This window comes from Saccharicrinis carchari (assembly GCF_900182605.1).
Classification (GTDB): Bacteria; Bacteroidota; Bacteroidia; order Bacteroidales; family Marinilabiliaceae; genus Saccharicrinis; species Saccharicrinis carchari.
Genome location: NZ_FXTB01000003.1, coordinates 104,798 through 130,096, shown reverse-complemented (window position 1 = coordinate 130,096; position 25,299 = coordinate 104,798). Strand labels below are relative to the sequence as shown.

General features: G+C 39.0%; 20 protein-coding genes. 13 read left to right on the top strand and 7 right to left on the bottom strand.

Translation table 11 applies throughout. From position 1 onward, the window contains the following. Positions 1-266 precede the first annotated feature (266 nt). The 7 genes from FN809_RS07205 (at position 267) to FN809_RS07175 (ending at position 6,394) form a co-directional block, all read left to right on the top strand. Positions 267-1,058, top strand: a complete 792-nt coding sequence (locus tag FN809_RS07205; protein ID WP_142532830.1) for a mechanosensitive ion channel family protein — start codon at positions 267-269, stop codon at positions 1,056-1,058. Between the two features lie 3 nt (positions 1,059-1,061). Then, positions 1,062-1,868, top strand: a complete 807-nt coding sequence (locus FN809_RS07200) for a CBS domain-containing protein (RefSeq protein ID WP_142532829.1) — start codon at positions 1,062-1,064, stop codon at positions 1,866-1,868. A 56-nt stretch (positions 1,869-1,924) separates the two neighbouring features. Next, positions 1,925-3,241 (top strand): magnesium transporter, encoded by a 1,317-nt coding sequence (mgtE, locus tag FN809_RS07195; RefSeq protein WP_142532828.1) that lies wholly within the window; start codon positions 1,925-1,927, stop codon positions 3,239-3,241. A gap of 329 nt (positions 3,242-3,570) precedes the next feature. Beyond that, positions 3,571-3,822: a DUF6364 family protein gene (locus FN809_RS07190; RefSeq protein ID WP_142532827.1), complete on the top strand. Its 252-nt coding sequence runs from the start codon at positions 3,571-3,573 to the stop codon at positions 3,820-3,822. After that, positions 3,819-4,235 (top strand): type II toxin-antitoxin system VapC family toxin, encoded by a 417-nt coding sequence (locus tag FN809_RS07185; RefSeq protein WP_142532826.1) that lies wholly within the window; start codon positions 3,819-3,821, stop codon positions 4,233-4,235. The genes FN809_RS07190 and FN809_RS07185 overlap by 4 nt, the downstream gene beginning before the upstream one ends. A gap of 182 nt (positions 4,236-4,417) precedes the next feature. After that, complete coding sequence (locus FN809_RS07180) at positions 4,418-5,077, top strand: hypothetical protein (protein WP_142532825.1); 660 nt, start codon at positions 4,418-4,420, stop codon at positions 5,075-5,077. Positions 5,078-5,284: 207 nt separating this feature from the next. Continuing rightward, positions 5,285-6,394 carry a Fic family protein gene (locus FN809_RS07175; protein ID WP_142532824.1) on the top strand — a complete coding sequence of 370 codons (1,110 nt, stop codon included), beginning with the start codon at positions 5,285-5,287 and terminating at the stop codon, positions 6,392-6,394. Between the two features lie 446 nt (positions 6,395-6,840). Here FN809_RS07175 and FN809_RS07170 read toward each other — a convergent pair whose 3' ends face one another. From FN809_RS07170 to FN809_RS07160, 3 genes are all read right to left on the bottom strand, one after another. Continuing rightward, positions 6,841-10,722 carry a translocation/assembly module TamB domain-containing protein gene (locus FN809_RS07170; protein WP_142532823.1) on the bottom strand — a complete coding sequence of 1,294 codons (3,882 nt, stop codon included), beginning with the start codon at positions 10,720-10,722 and terminating at the stop codon, positions 6,841-6,843. A 3-nt stretch (positions 10,723-10,725) separates the two neighbouring features. Further along, positions 10,726-12,555 (bottom strand): BamA/OMP85 family outer membrane protein, encoded by a 1,830-nt coding sequence (locus FN809_RS07165; protein WP_142532822.1) that lies wholly within the window; start codon positions 12,553-12,555, stop codon positions 10,726-10,728. A gap of 110 nt (positions 12,556-12,665) precedes the next feature. Continuing rightward, positions 12,666-13,784: an App1 family protein gene (locus tag FN809_RS07160; RefSeq protein ID WP_142532821.1), complete on the bottom strand. Its 1,119-nt coding sequence runs from the start codon at positions 13,782-13,784 to the stop codon at positions 12,666-12,668. 71 nt (positions 13,785-13,855) lie between these two features. Between FN809_RS07160 and FN809_RS07155 the strand changes: the two genes are divergently transcribed. The 4 genes from FN809_RS07155 (at position 13,856) to FN809_RS07140 (ending at position 18,129) form a co-directional block, all read left to right on the top strand. Next, positions 13,856-14,764, top strand: a complete 909-nt coding sequence (locus tag FN809_RS07155; RefSeq protein WP_185957488.1) for a diacylglycerol/lipid kinase family protein — start codon at positions 13,856-13,858, stop codon at positions 14,762-14,764. Positions 14,765-14,973: 209 nt separating this feature from the next. Continuing rightward, positions 14,974-16,047, top strand: a complete 1,074-nt coding sequence (locus FN809_RS07150) for a DUF748 domain-containing protein (RefSeq protein WP_142532819.1) — start codon at positions 14,974-14,976, stop codon at positions 16,045-16,047. Between the two features lie 53 nt (positions 16,048-16,100). Beyond that, a complete protein-coding gene (locus FN809_RS07145; protein WP_142532818.1) occupies positions 16,101-17,216 on the top strand; it encodes an AI-2E family transporter in 1,116 nt (371 codons plus the stop codon). Beyond that, complete coding sequence (locus tag FN809_RS07140) at positions 17,203-18,129, top strand: YihY/virulence factor BrkB family protein (RefSeq protein WP_142532817.1); 927 nt, start codon at positions 17,203-17,205, stop codon at positions 18,127-18,129. Before FN809_RS07145 ends, FN809_RS07140 begins: the two co-directional genes overlap by 14 nt. Positions 18,130-18,381: 252 nt before the next feature. Here FN809_RS07140 and FN809_RS07135 read toward each other — a convergent pair whose 3' ends face one another. The 4 genes from FN809_RS07135 to FN809_RS07120 form a co-directional block, all read right to left on the bottom strand. Then, positions 18,382-18,534: a lmo0937 family membrane protein gene (locus FN809_RS07135; RefSeq protein ID WP_142532816.1), complete on the bottom strand. Its 153-nt coding sequence runs from the start codon at positions 18,532-18,534 to the stop codon at positions 18,382-18,384. A 4-nt stretch (positions 18,535-18,538) separates the two neighbouring features. Continuing rightward, on the bottom strand, positions 18,539-18,724 hold the full coding sequence (locus FN809_RS07130) for a CsbD family protein (RefSeq protein WP_142532815.1): 186 nt from the start codon (positions 18,722-18,724) through the stop codon (positions 18,539-18,541). Positions 18,725-18,934: 210 nt separating this feature from the next. Beyond that, positions 18,935-20,485, bottom strand: a complete 1,551-nt coding sequence (locus tag FN809_RS07125) for an AsmA family protein (RefSeq protein ID WP_142532814.1) — start codon at positions 20,483-20,485, stop codon at positions 18,935-18,937. Between the two features lie 234 nt (positions 20,486-20,719). Beyond that, positions 20,720-20,923, bottom strand: a complete 204-nt coding sequence (locus FN809_RS07120) for a transglycosylase (protein ID WP_142532813.1) — start codon at positions 20,921-20,923, stop codon at positions 20,720-20,722. A gap of 367 nt (positions 20,924-21,290) precedes the next feature. Between FN809_RS07120 and FN809_RS07115 the strand changes: the two genes are divergently transcribed. Together FN809_RS07115 and FN809_RS07110 are read left to right on the top strand one after the other, a co-directional pair. Further along, positions 21,291-23,729, top strand: a complete 2,439-nt coding sequence (locus FN809_RS07115) for an ATP-binding protein (protein ID WP_142532812.1) — start codon at positions 21,291-21,293, stop codon at positions 23,727-23,729. Positions 23,730-23,847: 118 nt separating this feature from the next. Next, positions 23,848-25,206, top strand: a complete 1,359-nt coding sequence (locus FN809_RS07110; protein ID WP_142532811.1) for a sigma-54-dependent transcriptional regulator — start codon at positions 23,848-23,850, stop codon at positions 25,204-25,206. The last annotated feature ends 93 nt before the right edge of the window (positions 25,207-25,299 follow it).

Here is a 25,299-nt window from a genome sequence, read left to right as displayed (position 1 = left end):
ACTAAAACCATAGATAATCAGTCTGTTATGCAATTGTTTAAGATTGAGGCAGTATAATGAATGGATGCTTTTTTTGATTAAGTTTTTCTACATGTTGAGGTGGGCGATACACAACAAGTAAAGCATTTGTAATATAACCTGCCTCTTCATAAAATTTATGAAGAGGGCACCAAAGGTCGATTTCTTATTTATAAACTACGCAATGCTATCTTAAAGCAGTATATTGTGGTTTGTGCAATGATATTTATTTTTTAAAATCATGAATTATGATAGACGAATTATATAAAACGGCCATATCTTTAAAAAATCAGTTAATGGAACTTCTTCCAGAGCTTCTACTGGCCTTATTTGTGCTTATTTTAGGGTACTTATTTGCAAGGGTAGTTAAGTATTTGATAGTTCGTTTGGTACGCTATACAAACCGGATAATCAATCAAAAATTTGAGCAAATAAATATTGAGCAGTCCGCTCCTTACATTGGTATGGGTTTTTTCTGGTTTATTATGCTGGCTACATTTATTTTAATAACCGATTTACTTGGTTTAACTGTTTTTACACAAGGATTAGAAACCATATTTATTTATACACCCAATATACTTGCTGCCACAGTAATCGTATTTGTTGCGATGGTTTTTGGTAAGTTCATTGCAAAAACCATAGCTACCATTGCTACTCAAATTGGTTTTAGATATGGTAACAGCCTCGGAAAAATTACGCAATACCTCATTATCTTTTCTGCCATCATTATAGCCATTGACCAGTTGGGTATCGAGGTCACTTTTCTTATACAGATGATGAATATTACCATGGCTGCTGTGTTTTTTGCGGCGGCTTTTGCTTTTGGATTGGGTGCCAAAACTTCGGTGAGTAATATTTTGGCTTCTTTTTATGTACGTAAAATTTTTAAAGAGGGCGATTCCATTCGCATAGGCGATGTAGAAGGAGTAATAGCGAGAATTGATGCCACCGTAGTTAAAGTAGATACCGATACCGGGCAGTTTTTTATACCGGCAAAGTCATTCAACGAAATGCAATCGGTTTTGATAAAAAAGCAGTAAACAATGGATACAGATAAAGTTTTATTGGAACAGTATGTATGCTCGCATCCTAAAGAGGCGGTGCGAGATATAGAAAGATTAAAGGATGACGAAAAAGCGGTTGTTCTGGCAGAATTACCCCATGAGCTAAGCCTTTCGGTTTTGAGTATAATGAATCGCTATTTAGCTGCGAAAAGTATAGAACGGATGAATTTAGATTTAGCCATTGCTTTATTCGATAAAATGGAGATTACACCCGCCGAATCTATATTACGAAGGTGCGATCCACAATTGGCGAATAAAATAATGGATGCCATTGCCCCCCCAAAAGCAAGCCTGATACGCCAAAAGTTAAAGGTCAAAGAAGATACGGTTGCATCGTTTATGAATCCTATTGTATTTGCCCTAAAAAAACACCGCAGGGCAGAGGAAGCGCTACGGCTTATAAAGCAAGTAAAAAAAGGGGTGAGCACCTTTGTATGCGTTGTGGACGAACACGATAATTATGTGGGGATAGTGATGTTACACGAACTTTTATTTGCGGATAGTAGTACTAAAATAGCAGCCATAATTAAAACCGATAGTCCTTGCTTTTCTGCAGATACCGACATAGAATCCTTAAGCAAAAATACTGTATGGCAGCAATACAGATCGGTTCCTGTAATCGATAGCAATGGCAAACTGGTGGGTATGTTGGATTTTAAAACGGTAGATAAAAACACAAGGGATCCCCAAATGGAATTGACCCAACAAATAATAGAAACAAGTAATTCGCTGGGAGAGCTATACAGCATTGGTTTGTCGGGTTTTCTGCATGTTATCGGTAAATAGTGATAGGAGTGAATGTGGCTTTTCCGGTATTGCAACGACTACATAAAATTTAAGGTATGGACAATAATACAGCTGCGATAAAAAAGCATCTCGTTAAAGAATATTTTCTGCATTTCCCAATGGAAGCGGCAAGGGTCATGAATTCATTTCCTACGGATAAAATATTGCATTACCTGGAAATAATGCCCGTAGATACAATCGTTCCGGTTTTTTGTAAGATGAACCCGGAAATAGCGGCAGTGGCCGCCAAAACCATGGACCAAAAATTATTTAAAAAGGTGTTTACAAAAGTAGATACCCCTTTGGCCGCACGTTTACTCTCGCGATTAAATAAAGAGGATGTTAAAAAAAGACTGAAATGGCTGCCCCCGGTTAAGGCGCGCGAAATAGAAGATTTTTTGACCTACGGACCGGATACGGCAGGTTACATCATGGAAACCGGGGTAATTGTATTCCATCCCGATAATGTGGTTCAGGACGTACTGGATCGGATCCGCAAACTTGGCGACGATAGGATACGAAGCATATACATCATTGATGATGATGGGTATCTGCTGGGTAAAATACCCATACAAACCATTGCTATTTCGCAGCCTGGCGATACCTTGCGTCATCTATATATCGACGCACCACGGGTAAATGCAATGGACGATCGCGAGGATGCCCTGGAAATTATGGAAAAGGAAAATCTGCTGCAAGTGCCCGTTACCGACATTAATAACAAATTGTTGGGAATCATTAAAAACGATGCTCTGATGAGTGCGGTAAAAATGGAATCTACAGAAAATGTGCAGGCCATGTTTGGTGCGGGCCGCGAAGAGAGAGCCCTCTCGAAGGTTTCGTATGCCGTAAAAAAAAGGCTACCGTGGTTACAGGTTAACCTGGCAACTGCCTTTATAGCCTCTATGGTAGTAGGGGTGTTTGAAGATACCATTGCACAAATAACTATTTTAGCCATCTTCCTGCCGGTTGTAGCCGGCCAATCCGGAAATACCGGTTCACAGGCTTTGGCCGTTACCATGCGCGGCTTAGCACTACGGGAAATCAGGATATCGCAGTGGTTTGTTGTGGCTCGGAAAGAACTGTTTGTGGGTTTTATCAACGGTGTTGCTGTGGCATTGACTACCGGTACCATCGTATTTTTTTGGTCGTCATCGGCCGGTATAGCCATTGTTATTGCTATTTCAATGGTATTGTCGATGATGGTAGCCGGTTTTTCGGGTGCCGGCATTCCCATGGCGTTAAAGGCCATAGGGCAGGATCCCGCCACATCCTCATCCATCCTATTAACCACCGTTACGGATATTACCGGCTTTTTTAGCTTTTTGGGCTTGGCCACCGTGCTGATGTCGGTGCTGGGTATAGCCTCTTAAAAACCAACTAACGCTAACATAACCTGTTTCGCATTTTCGCAGGGCTCCCATGGGCTTTTTTTGAATAAAAACGTTTATCCGGTAAATTTTCCGAAATGTGCCCGAATATGATGGATAGCCCATTTGCTGCACGATTAAAAAATACTACTTTTATGTATTATAGTTCTGCCGTAATGTACTATATTTAAGTATTAAAATAACCGCATGCAAAGTCGAAATAAAGGCAAGTGAGGTGAGGTTATTTAAAAGTTGGCAACAAGCTGGAGAACATAAGTCTTGCTTGTGACGTATTAATTAATTATATTTGTACGTAATTTAATTTGAAGATTATGGACGCTAAATTAACGTTGAGATTAAATGAAAATGTTATCGAGAGAGCTAAAACTTATGCTCGCAGTCATAAGATTAGCCTTTCAAAAATGATTGAATCTTATCTTGATAGCGTTACTAAGCAAAAAGAAGAGGAGAAAAAGTATTCAATTACTCCACTCGTTGAGAGTTTAAGTGGTGTGATTGAATTGCCTACTGACTTTGATTACAAAAATGAGTATCGTGATTATTTAGAGGAAAAATATAAATGAAAAAGCTATTCGTCGATACAAACATTGTGATTGATTTATTATCACGGAGAGAGCCATTTTTTGAAGAAGCTGCAACCTTATTTTCACTGGCGGACAAAAAGCGAATTGAATTAACAATATCATCTTTGACAATCGCTAATACCAGTTATGTATTATTGCGTCAAATGGATTCTAATAAAGCCAAATCAATATTAAGAAAACTTAGATTGATTGTTAAAATATTACCATTGGATGATAAAATTGTCGGATTAGCTTTGAATGATGAGACTTTCTCAGATTTCGAAGATGGACTTCAATATTTCACGGCAATTGAGAACATACAGGAATTGATCATTACAAGGAATTTAAGAGATTTTAAAAATTCAAAGTTGCCGACAATGACAGCTAAACAATTTATTGAAACACTTGATTAAGGCCAGTTGCCAACAATGTACAAAAATAATAGCCGAGGCAGCGGAAAATTCAAGGGTTGTAGCCCGCTTTGGCTTTTCTTTAGCTTGAAAAGTTTGTAGTCCGCATTTGGCTACTATTCTGATACTGAACGTTGGGCACATTCTTGTACCAACCGTTGGGCACAATTAAAAAACCAACCGAAATGAACTACGACAAGCAAAAATATAAGGTTTGGAACTGGAAAAGTCCTGTGATATTGCATTGGATTATAAATCCAGGACTGGTAATTAATGAATTAATTTTGGGACAGACAATTCCAAAAGTAATGTTAATCGAGCGAGACGGAAAAAAAACTTTTTATCAACGTTCTTTAGTTCCATGTCCTCACTGTGGAGAACTGCATTCAGGATTAAAATATTCTGCTCAAAACAAGACCGCGTTTAAAAACTGGTTTGGTTTTTACTGTGACAATTGTAAGGAAATAATACCAGTACAGAGAAATCTGACTGCATTAATTATATTGACAATTACTTTTCCTATTTGGGGATGGTTTAAACAATCAATAAAACAGCAGTGGTTAGACAAACAACCTGACAGATATAAAAACTTGAATCTTGAAATTATTGAAAAGAAAAATACAACAAAGAATTGGTTAAAATCAGGCCTTTTCTTTGGACTATTTATGTTTATTACAATGCAAGTTATACTCCCATTAATTAAAGGTGAGGAGATTACTCAGAAAAATTTTTTGATTGGAATACCATTATGGCTGATTTGCGGACTTGGTTGGGGATTAACTATGAAATGGTGGATGAATAAAAAGGGGAAAGAAAATACAGCCCATAACAATGTACAAAAATAATAGCCTAAATAGTAGTAAATTCAGGGTTTGTAGCCCGCCTTGGCCTTTCTGCACCTTGAAATTTTCGCGGTCCGCAATCGGCTACTATTCTTGTACCAACCGTTGTAGCTAATGCCAAGAAAGAGAGCCGTACGGAGATAAAGGAAGTTAATTCCATTAAATATGCGGGAAATAATTCGTATATTTACCGCAAAATGCTAAAAATTTATGCCAAAATATATCTACGAGTATGATAAATGGCCTGAGTTTACTTGGGATGACAAGAAAATTGTTGTGACTTTAGGGAAAGTCCGTCATCTGCAAGGAAAGATTTTCGGACAAATGAGTGCACTTGGATTTTCAATAAAAGAGGAAACAATTTTATCGACTTTGACCCTTGATGTTTTAAAATCTTCCGAGATAGAAGGTGAATTTCTAAATCAAGAACAAGTTCGTTCTTCAATAGCCAAGAGACTTGGATTGGATTATGCGGGTATTGTTCATGTTGACAGGAGCGTGGAAGGTGTTGTAGAAATGATGCTTCATGCAACGCAAAGGTATAATATGACTCTTGACCATGAACGAATTTTTGGCTGGCATGCATCTTTATTTCCGACTGGTTGGAGTGGCATGCATCGGATTGATACAGGATGTTATCGTGATGGTGAAACGCAAGTCGTATCAGGTCCGATGGGAAAAGAAAAAATACATTTTCAGGCACCACCAGCAGAAATAGTTAAAAAAGAAATGGATGTGTTTTTAGATTGGATTGAAAAAGAAAGTAATATTGATGGCGTTTTAAAAGCGGCAATTGCACATTTTTGGTTTATAATAATCCATCCATTTGATGATGGAAACGGACGAATTGCAAGAGCAATATCAGACATGTTGCTTGCTCGTTCGGAGGAAAGTCCTCAGAGATTTTATAGTTTATCAAACCAGATTCTAATTGAGAAAAAGACATATTATGAGATATTGCAAAAAGTTCAGCATAGCTCTGGAGACATAACAGATTGGTTGGACTGGTTTTTAAATTGTTTGTTTCGCGCCTTGGAGAACACAGAAGAAACATTAAAACGTGTGCTTCGAAAAACTGACTTTTGGGATAAAAATAAAGAGACTATATTAAATAGCAGACAAAGATTAATTTTAAATAAGCTATTTGATGGGTTTGATGGTAAATTGAAATCATCTAAATGGGCTAAGATTACCAAATGTTCGGCGGATACAGCACTTAGAGATATAAAAGATTTGATTGAAAAAGGAATTCTAAAACAAGAAGAATCAGGCGGTAGAAGCACAAATTACGAACTGACAGAAGAATGGAGAATGCACTAGCTACAACATTTTGTATAAGTAATGGCAGGGGTATTGCTAAATTTCAAGGTTTCAAGCCTGCTCAAACTGCATAGCGGCTAATCAGGAAAGCACCACGCAATCGGCTACTATTCTTGTACCGAACGTTGTGCTTAATACAAGAAGACACCCAGCAAAACAGAAAATATCATGACAATAGTAGATTTAGGATATAATGACACTTTCGAAAATTAATAAAATAAAATTATCTTAAGATGTAGAAATTGGACGAACAATAGATGAGCATAAGAAAATATATAGCGTAAAGAACGAGAAGGGAAAATTTGAAGCTGAGATTACAGGAAATCTTAGGTTCACTGCTAAAAGTTGTGAGGAGTTGCCTGCTGTTGGAGATTGGCTTATGTTGTTAACGTTGTGATTCTGATTTTGAAGTTGCCAGAATTTATCCTAAAAATACTACTTTGGTTTTACTCCGCATCCACTTTAAAAATCACATCGAAGCCACTGTCTTTTGTTGAGTTGTTAAGCTGAAAAAACAGGAAGCGGAAGAGTTCATATTCCAATTTCACTTCGTACTTCGACATATCATTTTCGACTGTTTCGCCAAAACGCTGTTCGTAGCTCACAAACAAATCGTTGGTTATGTATTTGCCTACAACCACGGTGGCGTTATCGAAAGTGCCATCGCTTTTTACTTCAATATAATCTACATCCAACTTGTCGCCCAAAAAATTGCTTAGTTGCGATGAGAGTACTGAAGCTGCTGCTTTGGTTGCCAAGTCGGTTTTGCCACCCACGTTTTCCTGTTGATTCAAAGTTAGCTCGTTCATGGCCTTTCCAAAAAGGATATACGATAGGGCATCACCTTCGCTAATGGAACTACCGTCCAGCGTAAAGTCAACCGTAGGCTCTTCGCTTGTTCCGCCAACAGAAACGGTTATTTCTTGTTCCACTTTTTGGCTGTTTCGGAAAGAGTAGGATGCTTTTATATTCATGTGGGGTGTTAATTCTTCGCCACCCTGGAAGCTGACGGCACCTTCCTTTATTACAAATGTTTTACCTAACAAATCGTACTGCCCACGCACAATCTCAACCGATCCGAAAAGCTCAAAAAAATCGGCATGTTTAATCATTTCAAGGTTACCGGAAAGCTCAATGCGCATATCTTCATTTTTTACCCATGTGTTTTTTGGGATGTTAAGCTTTACGGTGCCGGTAACGTAGTTAAAGTAATCAAAGTTTACACTGTCCACTTTGGTGCTATCAATCTGTTGTGCTACCATGGTATCCATCGAAAGAGCCATTTTTTCCATCTCCCGCACCAAAATGGGTTTTGGTATTTCGGGGCCACCTCCTTTTTGCATCATCGCCATTACGGCCGGTAAATAAATCCTGGCCTCGGGGATGGTGAGGTCACCGTCGAAAACCACATCGCCTTTTTTTCCGCCGATACTTGCTTTGCCTGTAAGTTCCATGTTAAACTGTTGGTGATCTACAGGATTAAAACGGTCGAAGAGAAGTGACATGGTGGAGTTGCTTACATCGCCCTTGTAAAAGTCGGAGTTAAAACGCATCTCACCGGTACCGGTCACGTTTCCGTCGTTGCTTTGAATAATCAGGGTATCCAGGTTTATTTTGTCGCGCAAAAAATTTATGGTAAATTCAATGTTTCGATAGTCGATACCGTATTCAGGAATTTTAACCAGGGCATCCTTTAATTTTACCGCACCTTTCAGGTCAGGCGATTCAGGTGTTCCCTTTACATCTATCCGGCCATTCAGTTGGCCTTTGATTTGTTCGGCTACATCAAAGGTTTTCAAAACGCTTAAGGGGAATTTTTCGATGCGTAGTTCGGCGTTAACAGAATCTTTGGTATCGTAATTAAAACGCATACTATCTAATGCAAGCTGAACGGGGAATACCCCCGACATGGCTATTCGACCACTATCCTGCGGCACAATGAGGGCTTCCGCTTTTAGCCTGTTTTGTTTGTAGTTAATGCTTGCGTTCACATCGGTAAATCGGTAATCGCTCAGTACGGCATCGTTCCATTTTACATCTCCTTGCAATAGGGGGGCTGTTGCCGATCCATTTATTTCTACATCCGTATTAATGGATCCCGAAGCTTGTATTTCGGAATCAATGGAATTGAGTATTTCGCCTACATCTACATTGGCCACCTTCAATTTAAAATCTTGCTGTCCGTTGCGACTTATGTGGCCATTGGCTACAATATACTGCGCACTGTCCGAAACCCCCGAGGCCAACTTAAAATTGTTGATGCGATAATCCATCGAGTCTATTTGAATAACAGCAGGGGCTTGTTGTAAGGTAAAATGTTGATTTTTAAAATCAATCTCCCAGCCGTGCAAAATAACCTTTAGTGCCTTTCCCGGATTAATTGTGGCCTCTAACTGTGTGCTGGCATCTTTGGCCGTCATGCGGGCATTTACACGCAACGAATCAGAAATGGCGTCCACCTTAACACTTACGGAATCCACGCTTAAATTGCCGGCATTTAAATCCCCAGCAAACAAATGTGCGTTGAGGCTTGTATCCGATTTTGTTAATAAGGCATTGGCATCCAAGCGCATTATAGCTACGTAAATACTGTCGTAGGTGGTTTTGTCCAGTGTTACTTCGGTTTGCAGGTGTAGTGAGTCGAGCCTACCTTGTGCATGCGCTTTTATGCTTCCTTGCGATTGTACCTGAATGCCCGGCATAAAGGGGGCAAGCTCCTCGAGGCTGCTAAAATCAGCCCATAAGGAAATGTCGGAATATGATGCCAGGCTGTAATTGCCCTTGGCATTTAGCTCAACATGTTGGGTAAACAGATTTAGCGTATCTATGGTTATATTTTCGTTATGGTATCCCACCCTGGCCAACAAGGTGTCCAACTTAAGTTGGTAGACATGCGATGGTGAAAATACCAATTCGGCATCGGCCTGCATTGTTTTTGGCTCAAATCCTTTTCCATGGACCATGGCTTTTAGGTTGATGTTCGATTGTAAACTGTCGTTACCTGTAAGTTGAGCCAAATCGAGGTTGTTAACGGACAGCTCAAAATCGTAGCCGGGCGTTTTGTTTAGGTTGCGTATTTGAGGCTGTAACTTAAAAGCGCCAAAAGCCCCTTCACCTTGCGCTATCCCATTTAAATTACCTTGATTCAGCTGAAAGGTAAAATAAAGTTTATCTACTTTTTTGCCTTGAACCAAAACATTATTAAAATCGCCATCCACTTTAACGCGTGCCGTTTCCGGTTTTGTTCCTGTACCGTCAAGCAGCAAAGTACCGTTTAATAAATGGTTTAGCGCTTTATCACCCGTCCAATGGGCTACATCTATGTTTTTAAACGAAGCGTTTAATTTATACCCCAAGCTTACCTCGTTTTGATCTTGGATAAAAGCGATGAGCTGGGATGCTTGCAGCTTGATATTTATTCGCTCGCCTTTATCTTCCATCTGCACGGTAGCTTCCAGGGAATCATTCTTTAACGAAGCATCGAACGAAAATACCGGTGTGGCAGGGATTTGTAGTCCCGGAAGGAAAAACTCAAACTCTTGCAGTTTTAAGGGGTCGCTGTTGAGCTGTGCTGTGGCAGCGGTATCCGGCTGCTCGTTGTATTGTGCTTTTCCTTGTAGTTTATTGCGAGCCGTTTTCAGATATAAATCTCCGAGTACAATTCTTTGTTCGTTTCTATTGAATTGCAGACTAAGCTTTTGCAATGTTACTTGCGGGTGCTGACTTACAAAGGAGAAATGTTTCAATTGTACCTCCTGTTCCTCGGGAGTGTAGCTTAGGGAAAGCTCCGTGTTTAAATCCTCTATCCGTTGCGGGAGGATGGTGTCGGGCGACTGGATGTGCACGCTACCTTCGCTCAGCTTAAACTGAGACAGATATAGAGCCAATGAACCCGATGACGCGGTGGTATCTGCTCCCTGTGTATCAGATGGTTTAACAATATGCTGAACGTTCCACGTGGAATCCTTCATTTGTTTGAGAAAAACCAAAGGTTTATGAATATGGAAATGATGAACACGCAATTCGCTATGCAGCAATGGCAGTAAATTATAACCGACATCAATTTGTGTGATATGAGCCAGTGTATCATTATTTACATCGGTAAGCAGTACACCTTTTAACCGGATATTGCCAAAAAAATTGCCTTCGATGGCATTGATATGCACCGCACCTTGTACAAACGACGAAGCTTGTTCGGAAGCTATACCAGCCAGTTTTTTCTTTACCGGGCCGGTTTGAATCAGCAGCAATGCCAATACCAATAGGGCAACAAGGGCAAGTAAAAACCACCCTATTATACGGACGCTATATGTGAGAATTTTCTTCATTTTTTAAAATGCTTGTCCTACGCTGATAAAAAATTGGGCACTTTTCTTTTCGTTCCAAACCGGAAAACCCACATCAAAGCGCACGGGACCTATGGGCGTGTCAATGCGCAAGCCGGTTCCAACGGCATAGCTTAAATCCCCTAATTTGTACTCGTATGGCTTATTCCACACCTTGCCACCTTCAATAAATACTACGGTGCTCAAGCGCCAAAAGAGGTGATAACGGGCCTCTGCATTGGCTTCAAAAATACTGTTACCACCTAATGGGGTGCCACTTTCGCGCTTGGGTCCTAACTGGGCACGTGCCCAACCGCGGATAGAATTGCTACCTCCGGAATAAAACCTGTCTTCTACCGGAATAAAGCCATGGGCATCCGTAGATTGTATGCCACCCGCCATACCCCTAAGAGCCAACACCACATCACCTACTTTTTGGTAGGTGCGCACATCGGCCCACAAGCGGGTATAATTAAAATCACCCCCAAATAAAAAACCGTTGAGCTTAAACCCTAAGGATACCTGCATGCCTTTATCGGGCGAAAACTTAGGCGTTGAACTATTAAAGCCGATGCTGGTAAGAATACCTGATTTGTTGTAGGGGAAATTCTTTTTTGTGGGGTCGGGCAATTCCAGGTCGCCTTCTTCAACGCGTTGTTGCACATTTTCGAGGTAATAACTCAACGTACTCGTTAAATTACGGTTAAAACGATACGAAACCGGAACGTTAACACCATAGGTACGTGTGTTGTACCCAGGTTCATTTTTTCGGTTGAGAAAGGGGTGGATGGTTAAGCTGCTTTTGGTACCGAAAAGCTGAGGCTGTATCCATCGTATACTAACATGATAGGGTTCCAAGGCCGAATGTTTGGCATAGAAGTTAAGTCGCCGGGCTCCACCTAAAAAGCCCCGGTAGTTAATGTCGATAAAGCCTCGTATTTTATCTTCGGTTCCATAACCTGCGCCAAAGCGCGATGAAAGGCGTGGTGCCTCCTCAATGTAAATTTTAATAGGTATGCTGCTGTGGGGTGCGCTGTCATTTTTTAGGGGTAATACGCTCACTACCCGAAATAATTGCAGATGATACAAGTTTTGGCGTGCGTCCGAAAGCTCCGATTTATCGTACACATCTCCTTTTTCATATTTAAGTTGTTTTCGGATAAGGGCATCACTTGCGTGTTGGTTGCCTTCTATTATCGTTTTGCCCACGTAACATAACGGGCCGGTTTGTACGCTGTAAAATATATCCGTTGCAAAAGTATCCGGTCGTAAATTTAAATCATAATCCACCTCCACGTAGGCATATCCCATGTTCATATAAGCATCCTGGATAATTTGTATATCGTTGTTGATCTCTTTGTCTCTGAAACGCTCCCCTTTTTTAAGGGCAATATTTTTAAATATGATCTGATGAATTGAGTCGGTATTTATCTCCGGGGTATTAGGGCCATAGCTTATACCTACGCTGTCAACGATAACGGCTCGTCCTTCTTCAACATCAATTTGAAGTTTTAAAATCTTTTTTTTATCGTTTACAATTAAACTGTCTATCGATGATTTAACCCTAATAAAACCTTCGCTTTGATAAATCCTTTGTAAACGCAGCATATCCAGATTAACCAGTTCTCTGTTAAAAAGAAATGGTTCTTTTTTCAGCAGCACCTTTTCAAGGTAGGATACCTCTTTAAGTGCCATGTTCTCTAATAAATAATCTTTTTCGAGTGTTTTGTTGCCTTTAAACTTTATTTGGCGTACCTCAAAATTGTCCTGCGCATTTAATGCCGAAACGCTCAGGATAAGCAACGAAATGAATAGATGTAAATAACGAAAGTGCATAGCAGATTATTTATTAAAGCAACTATCAATAATGCTTGTAAACCGGACAGTTTGTGTTTTGTTTAGGCCACGACTTCTTATTTTTACCCCTGTTTAGTGCATACAGCCTTTTATACCTCAGCGGCAATATCAGTTACCGAAGCCGGTGATATCAGACCATTGTCTGCCGCATGATGGGCTGCTTCAAGGGTGGTTGGTGTAAACAGGATGGGTATTTTTTCTTTCCACAGCTCTTCGCTTATTTTTTTCATTTTCCGGTTTTTTACCTTTTTTACTGTGCGAATATAAATGGTTATCACTCTTTTGGGGTACTTGCGGGCAATTCGGGTATAAATATCCGTGTCGTGTTGACCGTTGTCGCCAATAAGTACAAAGTTAATATTTGGGTAGGTTTTAAAAAGGAGGTCTATTTTTTCAAATTTATGTTCGTGGGTTCCGCCACCCGACTTCCATAGTTTTAGCAGACCCGCTTTAAATTCACGCAGCAAAAAAACTCCTTTGGGCAATTTATGGTGCGCACAAAAATCGACCAACAAATCGTAGAGAGCCCACTCGCTGCTCGAAATATAAAAAAAAGGATTGCATTTACCGCCGCTCACTCCTTTGCTTAAGGCGCGATAAAAGGCATCAACGCCCGGAAAAGGCTTTCGGGTGAGCGCGTTACGCAACAGCATGAGCCTTAGCTTGCGTAAAAACTGTGTGGAATGGCTTACCAAAATGGTATCATCAATATCAGATATCACGCCAAAATCTACATCCGTTCCAGGAATAAGCACCTCGCCCCAACCCGATACCGCCTTGGGTTCAGTTGATGCGTTGTTTGGCATCACCGCCTTGCAAGCTACCCATTGGCTTTGTGGCAGTGCTGGCAGTGCTGCCTTGCTTAAGGTACACGAAAAAAGACCATTATCGTTGCTAAGCGTTTCTTGCGCTGTGTTGGCAAGCTCTATACGAACCTTGGCGCCGGGAATTTGATCACTCGAATACCGCTTTATCATAGAAAGTATATTTTGCCATGTGGAGTTCTGTTTATCGGGTTTGGCCAGTCCTTTGTCCTCAGTAAGGCAACCGCTCACCATAGCTTTTCCTTCACTGCAAAAGCCACGATAAATAATGACTTTTGGAACACCAAGCCAGCCTAAGCGATGTTTAAGTATAACTTTTAATCGTCCGGGTAAGCTTCTCTTTTTTTGTTTTAAAAATTCTAATTCATTGGATTGTTTCTGCATATATCGGCTTCTTTATTGTAGCTTTCGGGTGGAAACATTGAAAAGATACATAACACATGCCAAATAAACCAATGCAACAAAAACAAAAAATCATATTTGTTATCAACCCCATATCCGGCGACCTGGACAAAAGCTTGCTCGAAGAAGAAATTCGTTGTTTTGCCGACAGCGAAAATTTTTGGTTCCATATTTATCGCACCACAGGCACTAACGATTCGATTAAAATCAGTGAACTCATTAAAACCCACACACCGGATATAGTAGTTGCAGCAGGAGGCGACGGAACCTGCAACATGGTGGGGCAACTACTGCTTAATTCCTCTATAAGAATGGGTGTTTTACCCTCCGGTTCGGCCAATGGACTGGCGATGGAACTTTGCATCCCTGCCCCAATTAAAAAAGCATTACAAACCATCATCCATGGGAGCCCAAAACCTATAGATGTTATCCGGATAAATAAGAATTATATATCCCTGCATTTGAGCGATATTGGTGTTAATGCTAAAGTGGTGCAGCGTTTTCAGAAGGACACAGTACGAGGATTTTGGGGCTATGGTAAACATTTGATTGCTGAGTTGATGGATGCTAAACCGATAAAATTCAGCCTCATTTTAGATGGAAGAGAAATATCGAAATCGGCTTATATGATTGTTTTGGCCAATGCGTCGCAATACGGTACAGGCGCAAACATCAACCCTAAGGGCAAGCCGGGGGATGGAGTTTTTGAAGTTGTTTTAATACGCGCCCACTCAATAGGTCATCTGTTGCGCATGATTATTCCTTTTTTTACCAAATCAATTGACCAACTTGACTATATTGAGGTGTACAGCTGTAAAAAGGCCATTTTAAAAACAAATAAAAATCAGGTTGTGCAGATTGATGGCGAAGTTATTGGAAGTATTAAGGAAGTGGAGGCAGAAATTATAGAAAAGGCCGTGCAGGTGATGGTGCCACAATATGCGCTAACGGATAATACATAGTTGCGGCTTTAGTCCGTACCTTTGTGAGTAAGATTTACAATGTATTGTATATGATACAATTAAGCTTTGTTATAAAAGCCTTGAATGAAAATTTACTTTAATACATTGCACTGGCAATTTTGAACAAGTCAAAAACCTGGTTGGTTTTGGCTTATACATCTTGGGGTACTTTTATATACAAACAGCGAAACAAACTATACACTTGTGATATGAGCAAAAATTGGAAAATTGTATTAGTGGTTATAGTGCTCTTAATAGGGCTTAGGGTAGCACTCCCGTTTGCGGTAAAATATTATGTAAACAAAACATTAAGCGATTTGGAAGGATTTACAGGTAGCGTGGACGATGTGGATTTACATTTGTACAGAGGTGCTTACATTATTCATAAGCTCAATATTAAGCAAACCGGCGATAGCATACCCATTCCTTTTATCGACATAAGAGAAATTGATTTGTCGGTACATTGGAAAGCTTTGTTTAACAGTTCCATTGTAGGTGAAGTTATATTAAATGAGCCCATCGTTAATTTTGCCATTGCCGAGAGCCCCGAGGGTGAAGGAGATAAAAAGGTGAGTCAGGACGGGTCGGAGGAGGACTGGACAAAAGTACTGGACGAGCTGATTCCACTAAAAATTAACCGTTTTGAGATACAAGGTGGGACGGTGGCATTTAAAGATTTTACCAGGCAACCGGTAGTAGATATTAAATTAGATTCACTGCATATACGAGCTACCAATTTAAGCAGTGTTACCGATAGTAAACAAGAACTGCCCGCAACGCTCACTGCCAAGGCTATTTCGTTGGGTGGTGGTAAGTTAAATATAAACAGCCGTTTAAATATTGTAAAGGTGGTACCCGATTTCGACATCGATTTGAAGTTTGAACGGGTTGATTTAACCGCACTCAATAATTTTATTAAAGCCTACACCAATACCGATGTAGAAAGAGGTACATTTAGTTTGTATGCCGAATTGGTAGCGAAAGACGGAAATATGAAAGGCTATGTAAAACCCATTATCGAAAATTTAAAAATTATTGATTGGGACAAGGAAGAGGGCGGTTTTTTTCAAAAAATATGGGAAAGCGTGGTAGGTTTTACTGCCGAAGTGCTAGAAAACCAGCCCAAGGACAGGTTTGCCACCAGGGTACCCATCAAGGGGAATTTGAATCAAGCGGATATTAAAATATGGCCCACCGTATGGAATGTGTTTAAAAATGCTTTTATACAAGCGTTTAAAAAAAATGTAGACCATTCTATCGATTTCTTTCAGGACGATAAATAAATGCTAGATTAACCATAATAGTTACAACCATTATAAAAGTTTATAATACAGGTATGAAAAACGACATTCTTCTGAAAACTGCACTCAGTTTATTTATTCTTTCCATCGTATTGGTTATCGCTATTTTAGCCAAGAACGTGCTGGTTCCATTTGTTATTAGTGTTTTTATTATGTACCTGCTGTATCCTTTAGTATCTAAACTGGAACGCAACGGTGTACATCGCATTATTGCTATTATTTTGGTTCTGTTTGTTACGGTTATAGTAGTGGGTGGCATTTCGGTATTTGTTGCTGTACAGGTATCCAACACAAGTGTCGATTTTTCGGAGATAAAACAACAGCTGGATACCAAAGCCGATGATGTGCAGGGATTTTTGGCAGATAAACTGGGTGTTAATACCAGCACAATGGATCACTACTTGTCACAGGTTTCTGATAATTTGTTATCCTTTGTAGAAAATAAGGCAGGTACCTTATTTTCAGCTACCACCACCACATTGTTTCAGCTGTTTGTGCTGCCTGTTTTTGTGTTTTTTATGCTTTATTATCGCACCAAGGTGGCCTATTTTATATTCAGGTTGGTAGGGCGAAAGCACAAGACCAAAGCAGTACATGTACTGCGCCAGATATCCACGGTAACCGCCAGATACATGGCAGGACTGTTTATTGTAGTATTAATTTTGGCTGTTTTAAATGTGTCAGGCTTATTGATAATTGGAGTACGCTATGCGATAATTTTTGGAATTATAGCAGCGGTACTAAATATAATACCTTATTTTGGTACTTTTATAGGTGGCTCACTTCCTGTTTTGTATGTGTTGCTTTCTGAACCTGACCCTTTCTCTACGGTACTCAAGATTATCATTTTATTTAGCGCAGTACAATTTCTCGAGAATAACCTTATTACACCAAACATTGTTTCCAACAACATTAAACTTAACCCATTGGCTATCATCATTAGTTTGTTGTTAGGTAATCTTATATGGGGTATGGGAGGTATGCTTATAGCTGTACCCATGCTGGCTATTGTAAAAATTATAATGCACAATGTAGATGATTTAAAACCCTTTGCTTATTTAATAGGAACGCATGGGGTAGAAAAGCATAGCATTAAAATAAAACCCATTTGGAAGAGTATGCGTAAATTTATTGGATATGAAAAAAAGTAAGCTGAAAGATAGCGTTAACAATGCGTTTAGTATAATTAAAAAATCGGCATTAAACTTTGGCTCCAACCGGCCCATGGATTTGGCCGGAACCACAGCTTATTTTGCTATTTTTTCCATTGTGCCCATCATCATTATTATTATTTCGGTTTTTGGCTACCTAACAGGTGAGGCATCCATACGCCAGAAGCTTTTTGAGGAGCTCAATGTATTGATAGGTTCCAATAGTACGGCTTTGCTAAAAGATGCCATTGAGAACTATCAGATAACCGAAAACAGTACTTTTGGAACTATATTGGGCGTTAGTTTTTTTCTGGTTTCGGCCACCACACTTTTTAGTTCGCTCCAAAATTCCATAAACTACATATGGCGTGTTCAGGTAAAATCGGATCTTAAAACAAATATTTTTAAGTTGCTAAAAGATAGAGTTTTGTCCTTTGGCATGATTCTAAGTCTTGGATTTATACTATTGGTATCCTTAATTCTGGATGCTTCCATTGCCTTTTTAAAAGATTTTTTGGCCACCTATTTTAGTCCAAAATTTATTGTGCTGGCTCAATTGACTAACGTAGTTTTAACCCTGGCTATTATCACCTGTGTATTTGCATTTATTTATCGATTTTTGCCCGATGTAAAGGTAAAGTGGAGTGCCGCTTGGTTTGGGGCATTTTTAACGGCCATATTGTTTACACTGGGTAAATTTTTAATAGGATTGTTTATTGGTAGCAGCAACATGGGGGCGGTTTACGGAACCGCCGGTGCTTTTATCGCCATTTTGATTTGGATATTTTACGCCTCACTTATTTTTTATTTTGGTGTTGAATTATCTAATCAGTATAGCCGGTTTTACAAGCATAATATTAAGCCATTAAACTTTGCTGTTCCGTTTGAAATTAACACCCTTAAAAAATCATAAGTCGTTTTACGCATCTGCGCGTTCACTTATTTATACAGAGTAGTATAATCGGTAGGCAGCACTCGTTATTTGTCAAATAGATAGGTAGTGATGTTTTTGTTGTGAATTAAGTGCTTTAAAACCTAAGCACAAAGGGCACAACGTATGTTCAACGGGTACTAAGTAAAATGGTGCAGATCGGGTTACTTATGTGGTAAAAAATTACAAGCAATAAAAAAACGGATTCGCAAGAATCCGTTTATAATTATCTTGTCATAGTCTTCTTCCACGTATAATGGATATCAGTATTGAAATTACTGCAAACACTAGTAAAACATGGATAAGATAGCCCACGGAAAATACAAAAAATCCAAGAAGCCAGCCTAGGATAAGAATTACGGCGATTAAATAAAGTAAGGATCTCATCCTCCTATAGTTTATTTATTTCATCCACTAATTCCTGACGAGCCTTACCGGTTTTTTTCTGTAAGCGGCCGAGGAGTTCATCTTCTTTTCCTTCTACATAAGTTAAATCATCATCGGTTAAGTCTCCATACTTCTGTTTGATTTTACCTTTCATTTCATTCCAATTTCCTTTAATCTGTAACTTGTCCATAATTGTTATATTTTAAGTGAATAATTAATATTCTTGCGGTACAATTCATAACACGGCTAAATGTGCTTTCTAATTATCGTATCAAAACTGTGCCAAAAAGGACGGCTAATGTATGTATCTGTTTTTGAATGTGATACGTGATGATAGGTGCTTGTGTTTGTATATTGCTTAAGCTATTGTGTGTATTCTTTTACTCACATAAAGGGGGTGTTAAAAAATAGCAATGGTTTTAAGCCCCGATAAAACGGACTTCCACCAATAATTAAAAATGGATCTTTTTTTATTCCTTTCAAAAGCAATAGTGCCTTCGCGAAATTCCTTACTGTTTTTTAAATTTTCGTTGTGTACCGCAAAGGAATTTACAATGAACGAGGTCACGCCCTTTTTGCTGAAATCATCTTTATCCAGTATTGAAATTTTTAAATCGTCGTATTCAAACACCAAGCTTCCTCCGGAACTATCGTTGTTGTAGGTAAAGTCGAAAGCCATATTTTTAATGTTTCCTTGATTGGCCTCTACAAAGGCATTTTGTTTTATGATGGGATTAAAAGACCTAACGGGCATTGAACCCATTTGTCCCTTTGCACGATATGGTTTGGGGTATTCTTTGTTTGGGAAGTTAAAGTCTGCTTGCAATAAAGCTTCACCCATTACCCTGGCTTGTGCCTGCATAGTGGTAGGCTTTGTTATTAGGCTGTCGATAGTGCTGGCATGGTTTATCCGTGCACTAAGATCTTTAAAATAAATGGTTCCCGCCTTATCCGACGCATCTACACGCTCGGAATAAATGATATGGGCTTGGTCAATAAAAAAAGAATCGCAGTGCAGTCCTATGGGCAGGGCATTGAGCATGGTCATAGGCAATTTGTTGTCCGGTTTTTGTGGAAGAGGCAGGCGCTTGTCTTTAAATGCTTCTCCCTGAAAATTACCTATTCGGCCTTCAGAAAAAACAAGTGCTGTATTACTCAGTAAGCTTTTTAAACGAATTGTGTTTAGTTCCAGGTCTTTAAAAGTAAAATCAAACCAATCGGTTTCGAAACCTGTAGTACGACCCATCTCATATTTGGAGTACAACGATAGCAGGTTCAGTTCGTCCACGTTCAATTTCATTTTATCCGAATCGTAAGCCAGGTTATTGTATTTGATGGCGTACAGGCCCTTGCCAAAATTAAAAACCCCATTCTGCAACGAAAACTGCAAACGGTTGAACGAAGTAGATTGGTAGCTGAACGTGTTGGGCTGTCCGTTTTGTTTGAGCTTATTAATATTGATATTAAAACCGGTGTAGTAAAGCGTATCGGCCATTAATGTGTCGGACGATACCAGAAGCAGAGTGGCATTGCGTATTTTTAATGAGGCAATATCTATGGTTCTGTTATCAGTGTATGATGAGCCTTTTAAATTGCTTTTAAACAATGCCGTATCAATCCGGATATGTGGTTTTTGTAAAATTAAGTTATCAATACCAATATTTCCCTTAAAAAGTAAGGCGAAAAAATGAATGTCCCTTATTTCAATCCGTTTAATGTTAAGGTTTAACAGCCTTAACGAATCCCTTAGTTCAATTTCATTTAAGCTGACTTGCTGTTTAAGCAGTTTTATCTTCACTGTTTTCACGTTTAAGGTAAAACCCGGTACATCCAATTGTTTTACCTTACGTTCTAAATAGGTGGATAAAATGAACGATGCGCAAACAAGAATAAAAAAAACAGCTACGAGAATACCCATAACTGTTTTCAAATTAAATTTTATGTTTTTCATAATTTTAAAATTATGGGGGTGCATTTTAAGGGATTGTCGCTTAACAAAGCGACCTCTTCATACCAGAAAAATACACGTATTTTTCACACGCTATAATTGGCTTAACAGAGGTCTCGCTTATTTTTTAATAAACAGCTATACCTCCCGGGTAGCTTAGATACCAATTACTTAAATTTCACTATTTCTCCTAAAGCTTATTAGCTTTTTGTGATAATTATGGTATTGTGCAAATGCTTAACTCTTAATTCTTCGGGTGCTCATAAATACACCAATAACCGTTACCACTGCACTTACAATCAAGGGTGTCCAATTGGCTTTGCTCACCGCAACGTCTAATCCAAACAGCTTAAACGATTCGGAATCGTTGATAGCCTGAAGGCCAAAAAATACAATTCCTACAATTCCTAAAATCATTACTATTATTCCAATTGCTTTCATAAGTTAAAAAAATTAGTTGAACCACATGCTCACGGTTCAATGATTAACAGATATAATGTGAATATAAGTAAGCTGAAAGTGATAAAATCGTGCCAATTCTTAGAAAATAAATATGCTTCGGTAGGGTAGGATACGTGCCATATAATCCCGAATGGGGTTCAATGTTTAAGTACACTTCCCCGGACTGCCTGTGCACGAGCGCCTTTTTCAAAGTAATTTTTTATATCTTTACAACTAAGCAAAAGAAAAAACGTTTTTATTAAAAATTACAATCTTGTATTTGTGCCTACTATTTATACAGCGTGGGGTTTGCTTTGCTCACTTTTTGCCATAATACGTTTTACATACAGGTTTATATTATTACTTGATGAGCCATACATACAATGAATTTACACAACAGCTTAATGCAGTATCGGCCAAAATTGATGCGTACCTAAGTGCAGATAACAGGAGCGTTGAAGAATTGGAATACCTGGAAAGTTGGCTTTTTAATCAGTCCGAAAAGGTCCGGCTCTCTAAGCTTAACAATGCGGGTTGCGAAACAAATACGCATGTCGAAAATCAAAAAGTAAGTTACGACGCTATTATTATCTGCGATGCACAACTTGTTATTCATCGTTTTTCGGGTCCTTCGTATTATTTCCCGGGTGCACCCAACAGCAACAACTTCAAGTTTGGTATGGATGACCTGATGAGTATAGCAGATAGACAGATATTGCAATCGGCTGTTAATAAGGCAAAGCGTATACTGACAAACCAAGTAGTAGATTTATATTTTACAACACCGGATTGCGTGCAAAGCAGTTGCCAATTTGAGATAGATGCCAAGGCCAGTAATTTTGGGGCTAACCGTGTGGTTATTTTTTTAACCTTTAAAAATAACAGAGAACAGGAATTGGCCAACTATCAGCGTATTATGCTCGACAATCTGCCTGGAATGGACGTATACCTTTTTGATAAAAACTTCTGTTACATTATGGTAGGTGGCAAAGAAAAGGAACGATTTAATTTATCGAACAATGAAATGATAGGCAAAACCCTGTTTGAAGTAGTAGATAAAAAATCGCAACGCAGTCTTTTTCCTTTTTATCATAAAGCCATTAATGGAGAAGCTAGCGAGGGTGAAGTACGATTTAAAAATGAGTTGTATTTTTTGGTTGCCAAACCCATAAAAGACCGAAATAATAATACTGTTGCTGGTATACTGATAGTGCAAAACGTGACGCAGGATAAGGAATTAGAAGAACGTTTAAAGCAAGCCAAAATAGATGCACAAAACGCCAACAAGGCAAAATCTATTTTTATTGCCAATATGAGCCACGAAATTCGCACCCCGCTTAACGCCATTGTGGGTTTTACTGAGCAACTAAAAAAAACAAAACTAAATACGGAGCAACAACACCATTTAAGCTTAATAGAAAAAGCATCGGACCAATTGCTTTATTTGGTTACCGAAATTGTTTTTTTATTTAAGCTGGGGATGGGGCGCGTATATATCGAAAAAATACCATTTTCGCTATCTGAGTTGATCCAGGATATTTATGAGATATGCAGCATTGAGGCAAAAGGAAAAAGCCTGGATTTTATCGTTGACAAAGAACAAGGCTTACCCGATACATTGATCGGTGATCCCCACAGGTTGCGGCAGATTTTAATGAACCTGCTGATAAATGCTATTAAATATACGGATAAAGGAAGCGTTAAATTATTTTGCAACTTGGTGAGCGATTCAAAAAAATCGCTTGCACTATCTTTTACTGTATCCGATACAGGCAGAGGTATTGCCAAAAAGGATTTGCCGCATATTTTCGACGTGTTTGAACAAGGCACCAAGCGAACGCAAAACTTAAGGGGGGGGGCAGGCTTAGGTTTAGGCATAAGTAAAAAGCTCTGCGAATTGCTTGATGCCACTATTTCGGTACAAAGTAAATTAAACGTGGGCTCCGACTTTAAATTAGTCATTCCTTTTAAAAAAGCATCGACTAAACCAAAGGCTGATAAGGGAAAAAAATTTGAGCTACAGGATAAACACCTTAAAAATAAAACAATATTATTGGCCGATGACGATGAACACAGCCTATTGCTGGGTAGTACAATTTTAAAAAGTTGGGGGGCCTATTGTGTTCAGGTAAAAGATGGTCAGGAAGCCCTTACAGCCTTGCAAAAGAAAAGATTCGATGTTGTTTTGCTTGATATCAACATGCCCAAAAAAACGGGTGTGCAGGTAATTAAAAAAATGCGGAGCAATGCAGAAGAGCTTAATCACAAAACACCCACACTTTGCATTACGGCTAATGCCATAACAAGCGATATTAAAAAAAACCTGAAAGTAGGCTTTGACGATTATTTAATAAAACCTTTTGGCGAAACGGAGCTTTACAATAAATTGTGCAATGCGCTGTCTATTGATTTACCGATGCCAAAAACAATAGCTATTCAAACGGATGAAGTGGCCGAAAACTGTAATTACGATTTTTTTGATACCTCAGAATTGCTTAAAACCGCCGAAGGAGACAGGACGTTTTTTAATAAGATGATAGCTAATTTTATTAAAAATGCTGATTCTCTGGCTCAATGTATTCATGATAACTTGGATACCGGCGAATGGGAAACAATTGGAGAAAGTGTGCACAAAGCTATTCCGTCGTTTAAATATTTTGGAATGAACAAAATAGCATCTAATTTTGAGCTAATAGAGGATATAACCCTCAGTAACAAGGAACACGAAAATTTATCAGACATCGTACAACAGGCTCTGGGCGATATTTATAAAACGATAGAACAAGCCAAAGCGGCAATAAAATAAAAGTTTATAACCCGAAACACCCATGTATTTTTACTTTTGGTTACCTATGCAAAAAGCCGCTTAAGATAAAATAAACCTTTTTGAGAGTTTACCCTCTTGTAAAAAAGTTGAACAGAATATGAAACAGATATTACTGATTGATGACGATACCTTTATTTGTGAAATACTGAAAAAGTATCTCGTAAAAAACAATTACATCGTGCACACAGCCTTTTCGGGTAAAAGTGCAAGCGATTTACTAAAAAAACATCATTTCGACCTGGTACTTTGTGATTTCCGCTTACCCGATACCAGTGGATTGGAACTCCTAAAAAAGATAAAAGCACAAAAATCAAGTACCCCTGTAATTATTATTACGGCATATGCCGATGTAAAGGTTGCCGTGCAATTAATGAAAATGGGCGCAACGGATTACATTACCAAACCTATACAGCAGGAGGAATTGCTCAATTTAATTGAAAAGCTTTTTTCGCAACCAACTCCTGTACAAACCGGAAACAGCAACAACGCATCCGACAATGATTTTATAGTAGGCGAAAGTCCTCAAATAAAGCAGGTGATAACACAGGCCAACAGGGTGGCGCCCACCAATATGTCGGTTATTATTGAAGGCGAAACCGGTACAGGTAAGGAGTATATTGCGCGTTATATTCATCAAAATAGTGAGCGAAGTAACAAACCCTTTGTGGCCATTGATTGTGGTGCAATACCCAAAGAATTGGCCAACAGTGAGCTTTTTGGTCACATCAAAGGGTCGTTTACCGGTGCCATAAACGATAAGGAGGGCGTTTTTCAAAGAGCACATGGTGGCACCTTGTTTTTAGACGAAATAGGGAACTTAAGCTACGATATACAATTAAAATTGCTGCGTGTAATTCAAGAACGGGTAGTATCAAAAGTGGGGGATAAAAAGGCACAAAACATCGATATACGCATTATAACGGCCACCAATGAAAATTTAAAATCGGAGCTGCAGGAAAACAAGTTCAGAGAGGATCTGTTCCATCGTTTAAATGAATTCAATATTAAGCTGCCGGCGCTGCGTAACAGAAAACAGGATATACTTCTTTTCGCATCACATTTTTTAAAAAAGGCCAATATTGATTTAAATACCCGGGTATCCGGATTTTCGCCCGATGTGGAAGAGATAATAGTTAAATATCCCTGGTGCGGAAACCTGCGCGAACTGAAAAACGTTGTCAAACGTGCGGTACTAATGAGCAACGGCCACACCATAGAAAAAGAAGTACTGCCGCACGAAATTGTATATCCCGAACCTTCCGCCACTAATTCCAGCGGAACAGCTGAGGTTGAATCCAGTTCCATTTTAAAAAATGCATCGTACGAAATAGAAAAACAACTAATTATAAAAACTATACAGGAGGCAGGTTACAATAAATCCAAAGCCGCCGAAATGTTAAATATTAACCGTAAAACACTGTATAACAAAATTAAATTGTACGATATCGATATGTAAGCAATTACTCCGCAGTAATTACTCCACATTAAAAAATAGCCACAAAGGCACAAAGAACGCATAGAATTCTGGTGAACACGGTGCAGCTTTTGT

What these genes read in the sequence shown, in the direction of transcription:
- FN809_RS07205 (WP_142532830.1), top strand. Translation starts at nt 267, where the DNA reads ATGATAGACGAATTATATAAAACGGCCATATCTTTAAAAAATCAGTTA.
- FN809_RS07200 (WP_142532829.1), top strand. Translation starts at nt 1,062, where the DNA reads ATGGATACAGATAAAGTTTTATTGGAACAGTATGTATGCTCGCATCCT.
- mgtE (WP_142532828.1), top strand. Translation starts at nt 1,925, where the DNA reads ATGGACAATAATACAGCTGCGATAAAAAAGCATCTCGTTAAAGAATAT.
- FN809_RS07190 (WP_142532827.1), top strand. Translation starts at nt 3,571, where the DNA reads ATGGACGCTAAATTAACGTTGAGATTAAATGAAAATGTTATCGAGAGA.
- FN809_RS07185 (WP_142532826.1), top strand. Translation starts at nt 3,819, where the DNA reads ATGAAAAAGCTATTCGTCGATACAAACATTGTGATTGATTTATTATCA.
- FN809_RS07180 (WP_142532825.1), top strand. Translation starts at nt 4,418, where the DNA reads ATGAACTACGACAAGCAAAAATATAAGGTTTGGAACTGGAAAAGTCCT.
- FN809_RS07175 (WP_142532824.1), top strand. Translation starts at nt 5,285, where the DNA reads ATGCCAAAATATATCTACGAGTATGATAAATGGCCTGAGTTTACTTGG.
- FN809_RS07170 (WP_142532823.1), bottom strand. Translation starts at nt 10,722, where the DNA reads ATGAAGAAAATTCTCACATATAGCGTCCGTATAATAGGGTGGTTTTTA.
- FN809_RS07165 (WP_142532822.1), bottom strand. Translation starts at nt 12,555, where the DNA reads ATGCACTTTCGTTATTTACATCTATTCATTTCGTTGCTTATCCTGAGC.
- FN809_RS07160 (WP_142532821.1), bottom strand. Translation starts at nt 13,784, where the DNA reads ATGCAGAAACAATCCAATGAATTAGAATTTTTAAAACAAAAAAAGAGA.
- FN809_RS07155 (WP_185957488.1), top strand. Translation starts at nt 13,856, where the DNA reads ATGCAACAAAAACAAAAAATCATATTTGTTATCAACCCCATATCCGGC.
- FN809_RS07150 (WP_142532819.1), top strand. Translation starts at nt 14,974, where the DNA reads ATGAGCAAAAATTGGAAAATTGTATTAGTGGTTATAGTGCTCTTAATA.
- FN809_RS07145 (WP_142532818.1), top strand. Translation starts at nt 16,101, where the DNA reads ATGAAAAACGACATTCTTCTGAAAACTGCACTCAGTTTATTTATTCTT.
- FN809_RS07140 (WP_142532817.1), top strand. Translation starts at nt 17,203, where the DNA reads ATGAAAAAAAGTAAGCTGAAAGATAGCGTTAACAATGCGTTTAGTATA.
- FN809_RS07135 (WP_142532816.1), bottom strand. Translation starts at nt 18,534, where the DNA reads ATGAGATCCTTACTTTATTTAATCGCCGTAATTCTTATCCTAGGCTGG.
- FN809_RS07130 (WP_142532815.1), bottom strand. Translation starts at nt 18,724, where the DNA reads ATGGACAAGTTACAGATTAAAGGAAATTGGAATGAAATGAAAGGTAAA.
- FN809_RS07125 (WP_142532814.1), bottom strand. Translation starts at nt 20,485, where the DNA reads ATGAAAAACATAAAATTTAATTTGAAAACAGTTATGGGTATTCTCGTA.
- FN809_RS07120 (WP_142532813.1), bottom strand. Translation starts at nt 20,923, where the DNA reads ATGAAAGCAATTGGAATAATAGTAATGATTTTAGGAATTGTAGGAATT.
- FN809_RS07115 (WP_142532812.1), top strand. Translation starts at nt 21,291, where the DNA reads ATGAGCCATACATACAATGAATTTACACAACAGCTTAATGCAGTATCG.
- FN809_RS07110 (WP_142532811.1), top strand. Translation starts at nt 23,848, where the DNA reads ATGAAACAGATATTACTGATTGATGACGATACCTTTATTTGTGAAATA.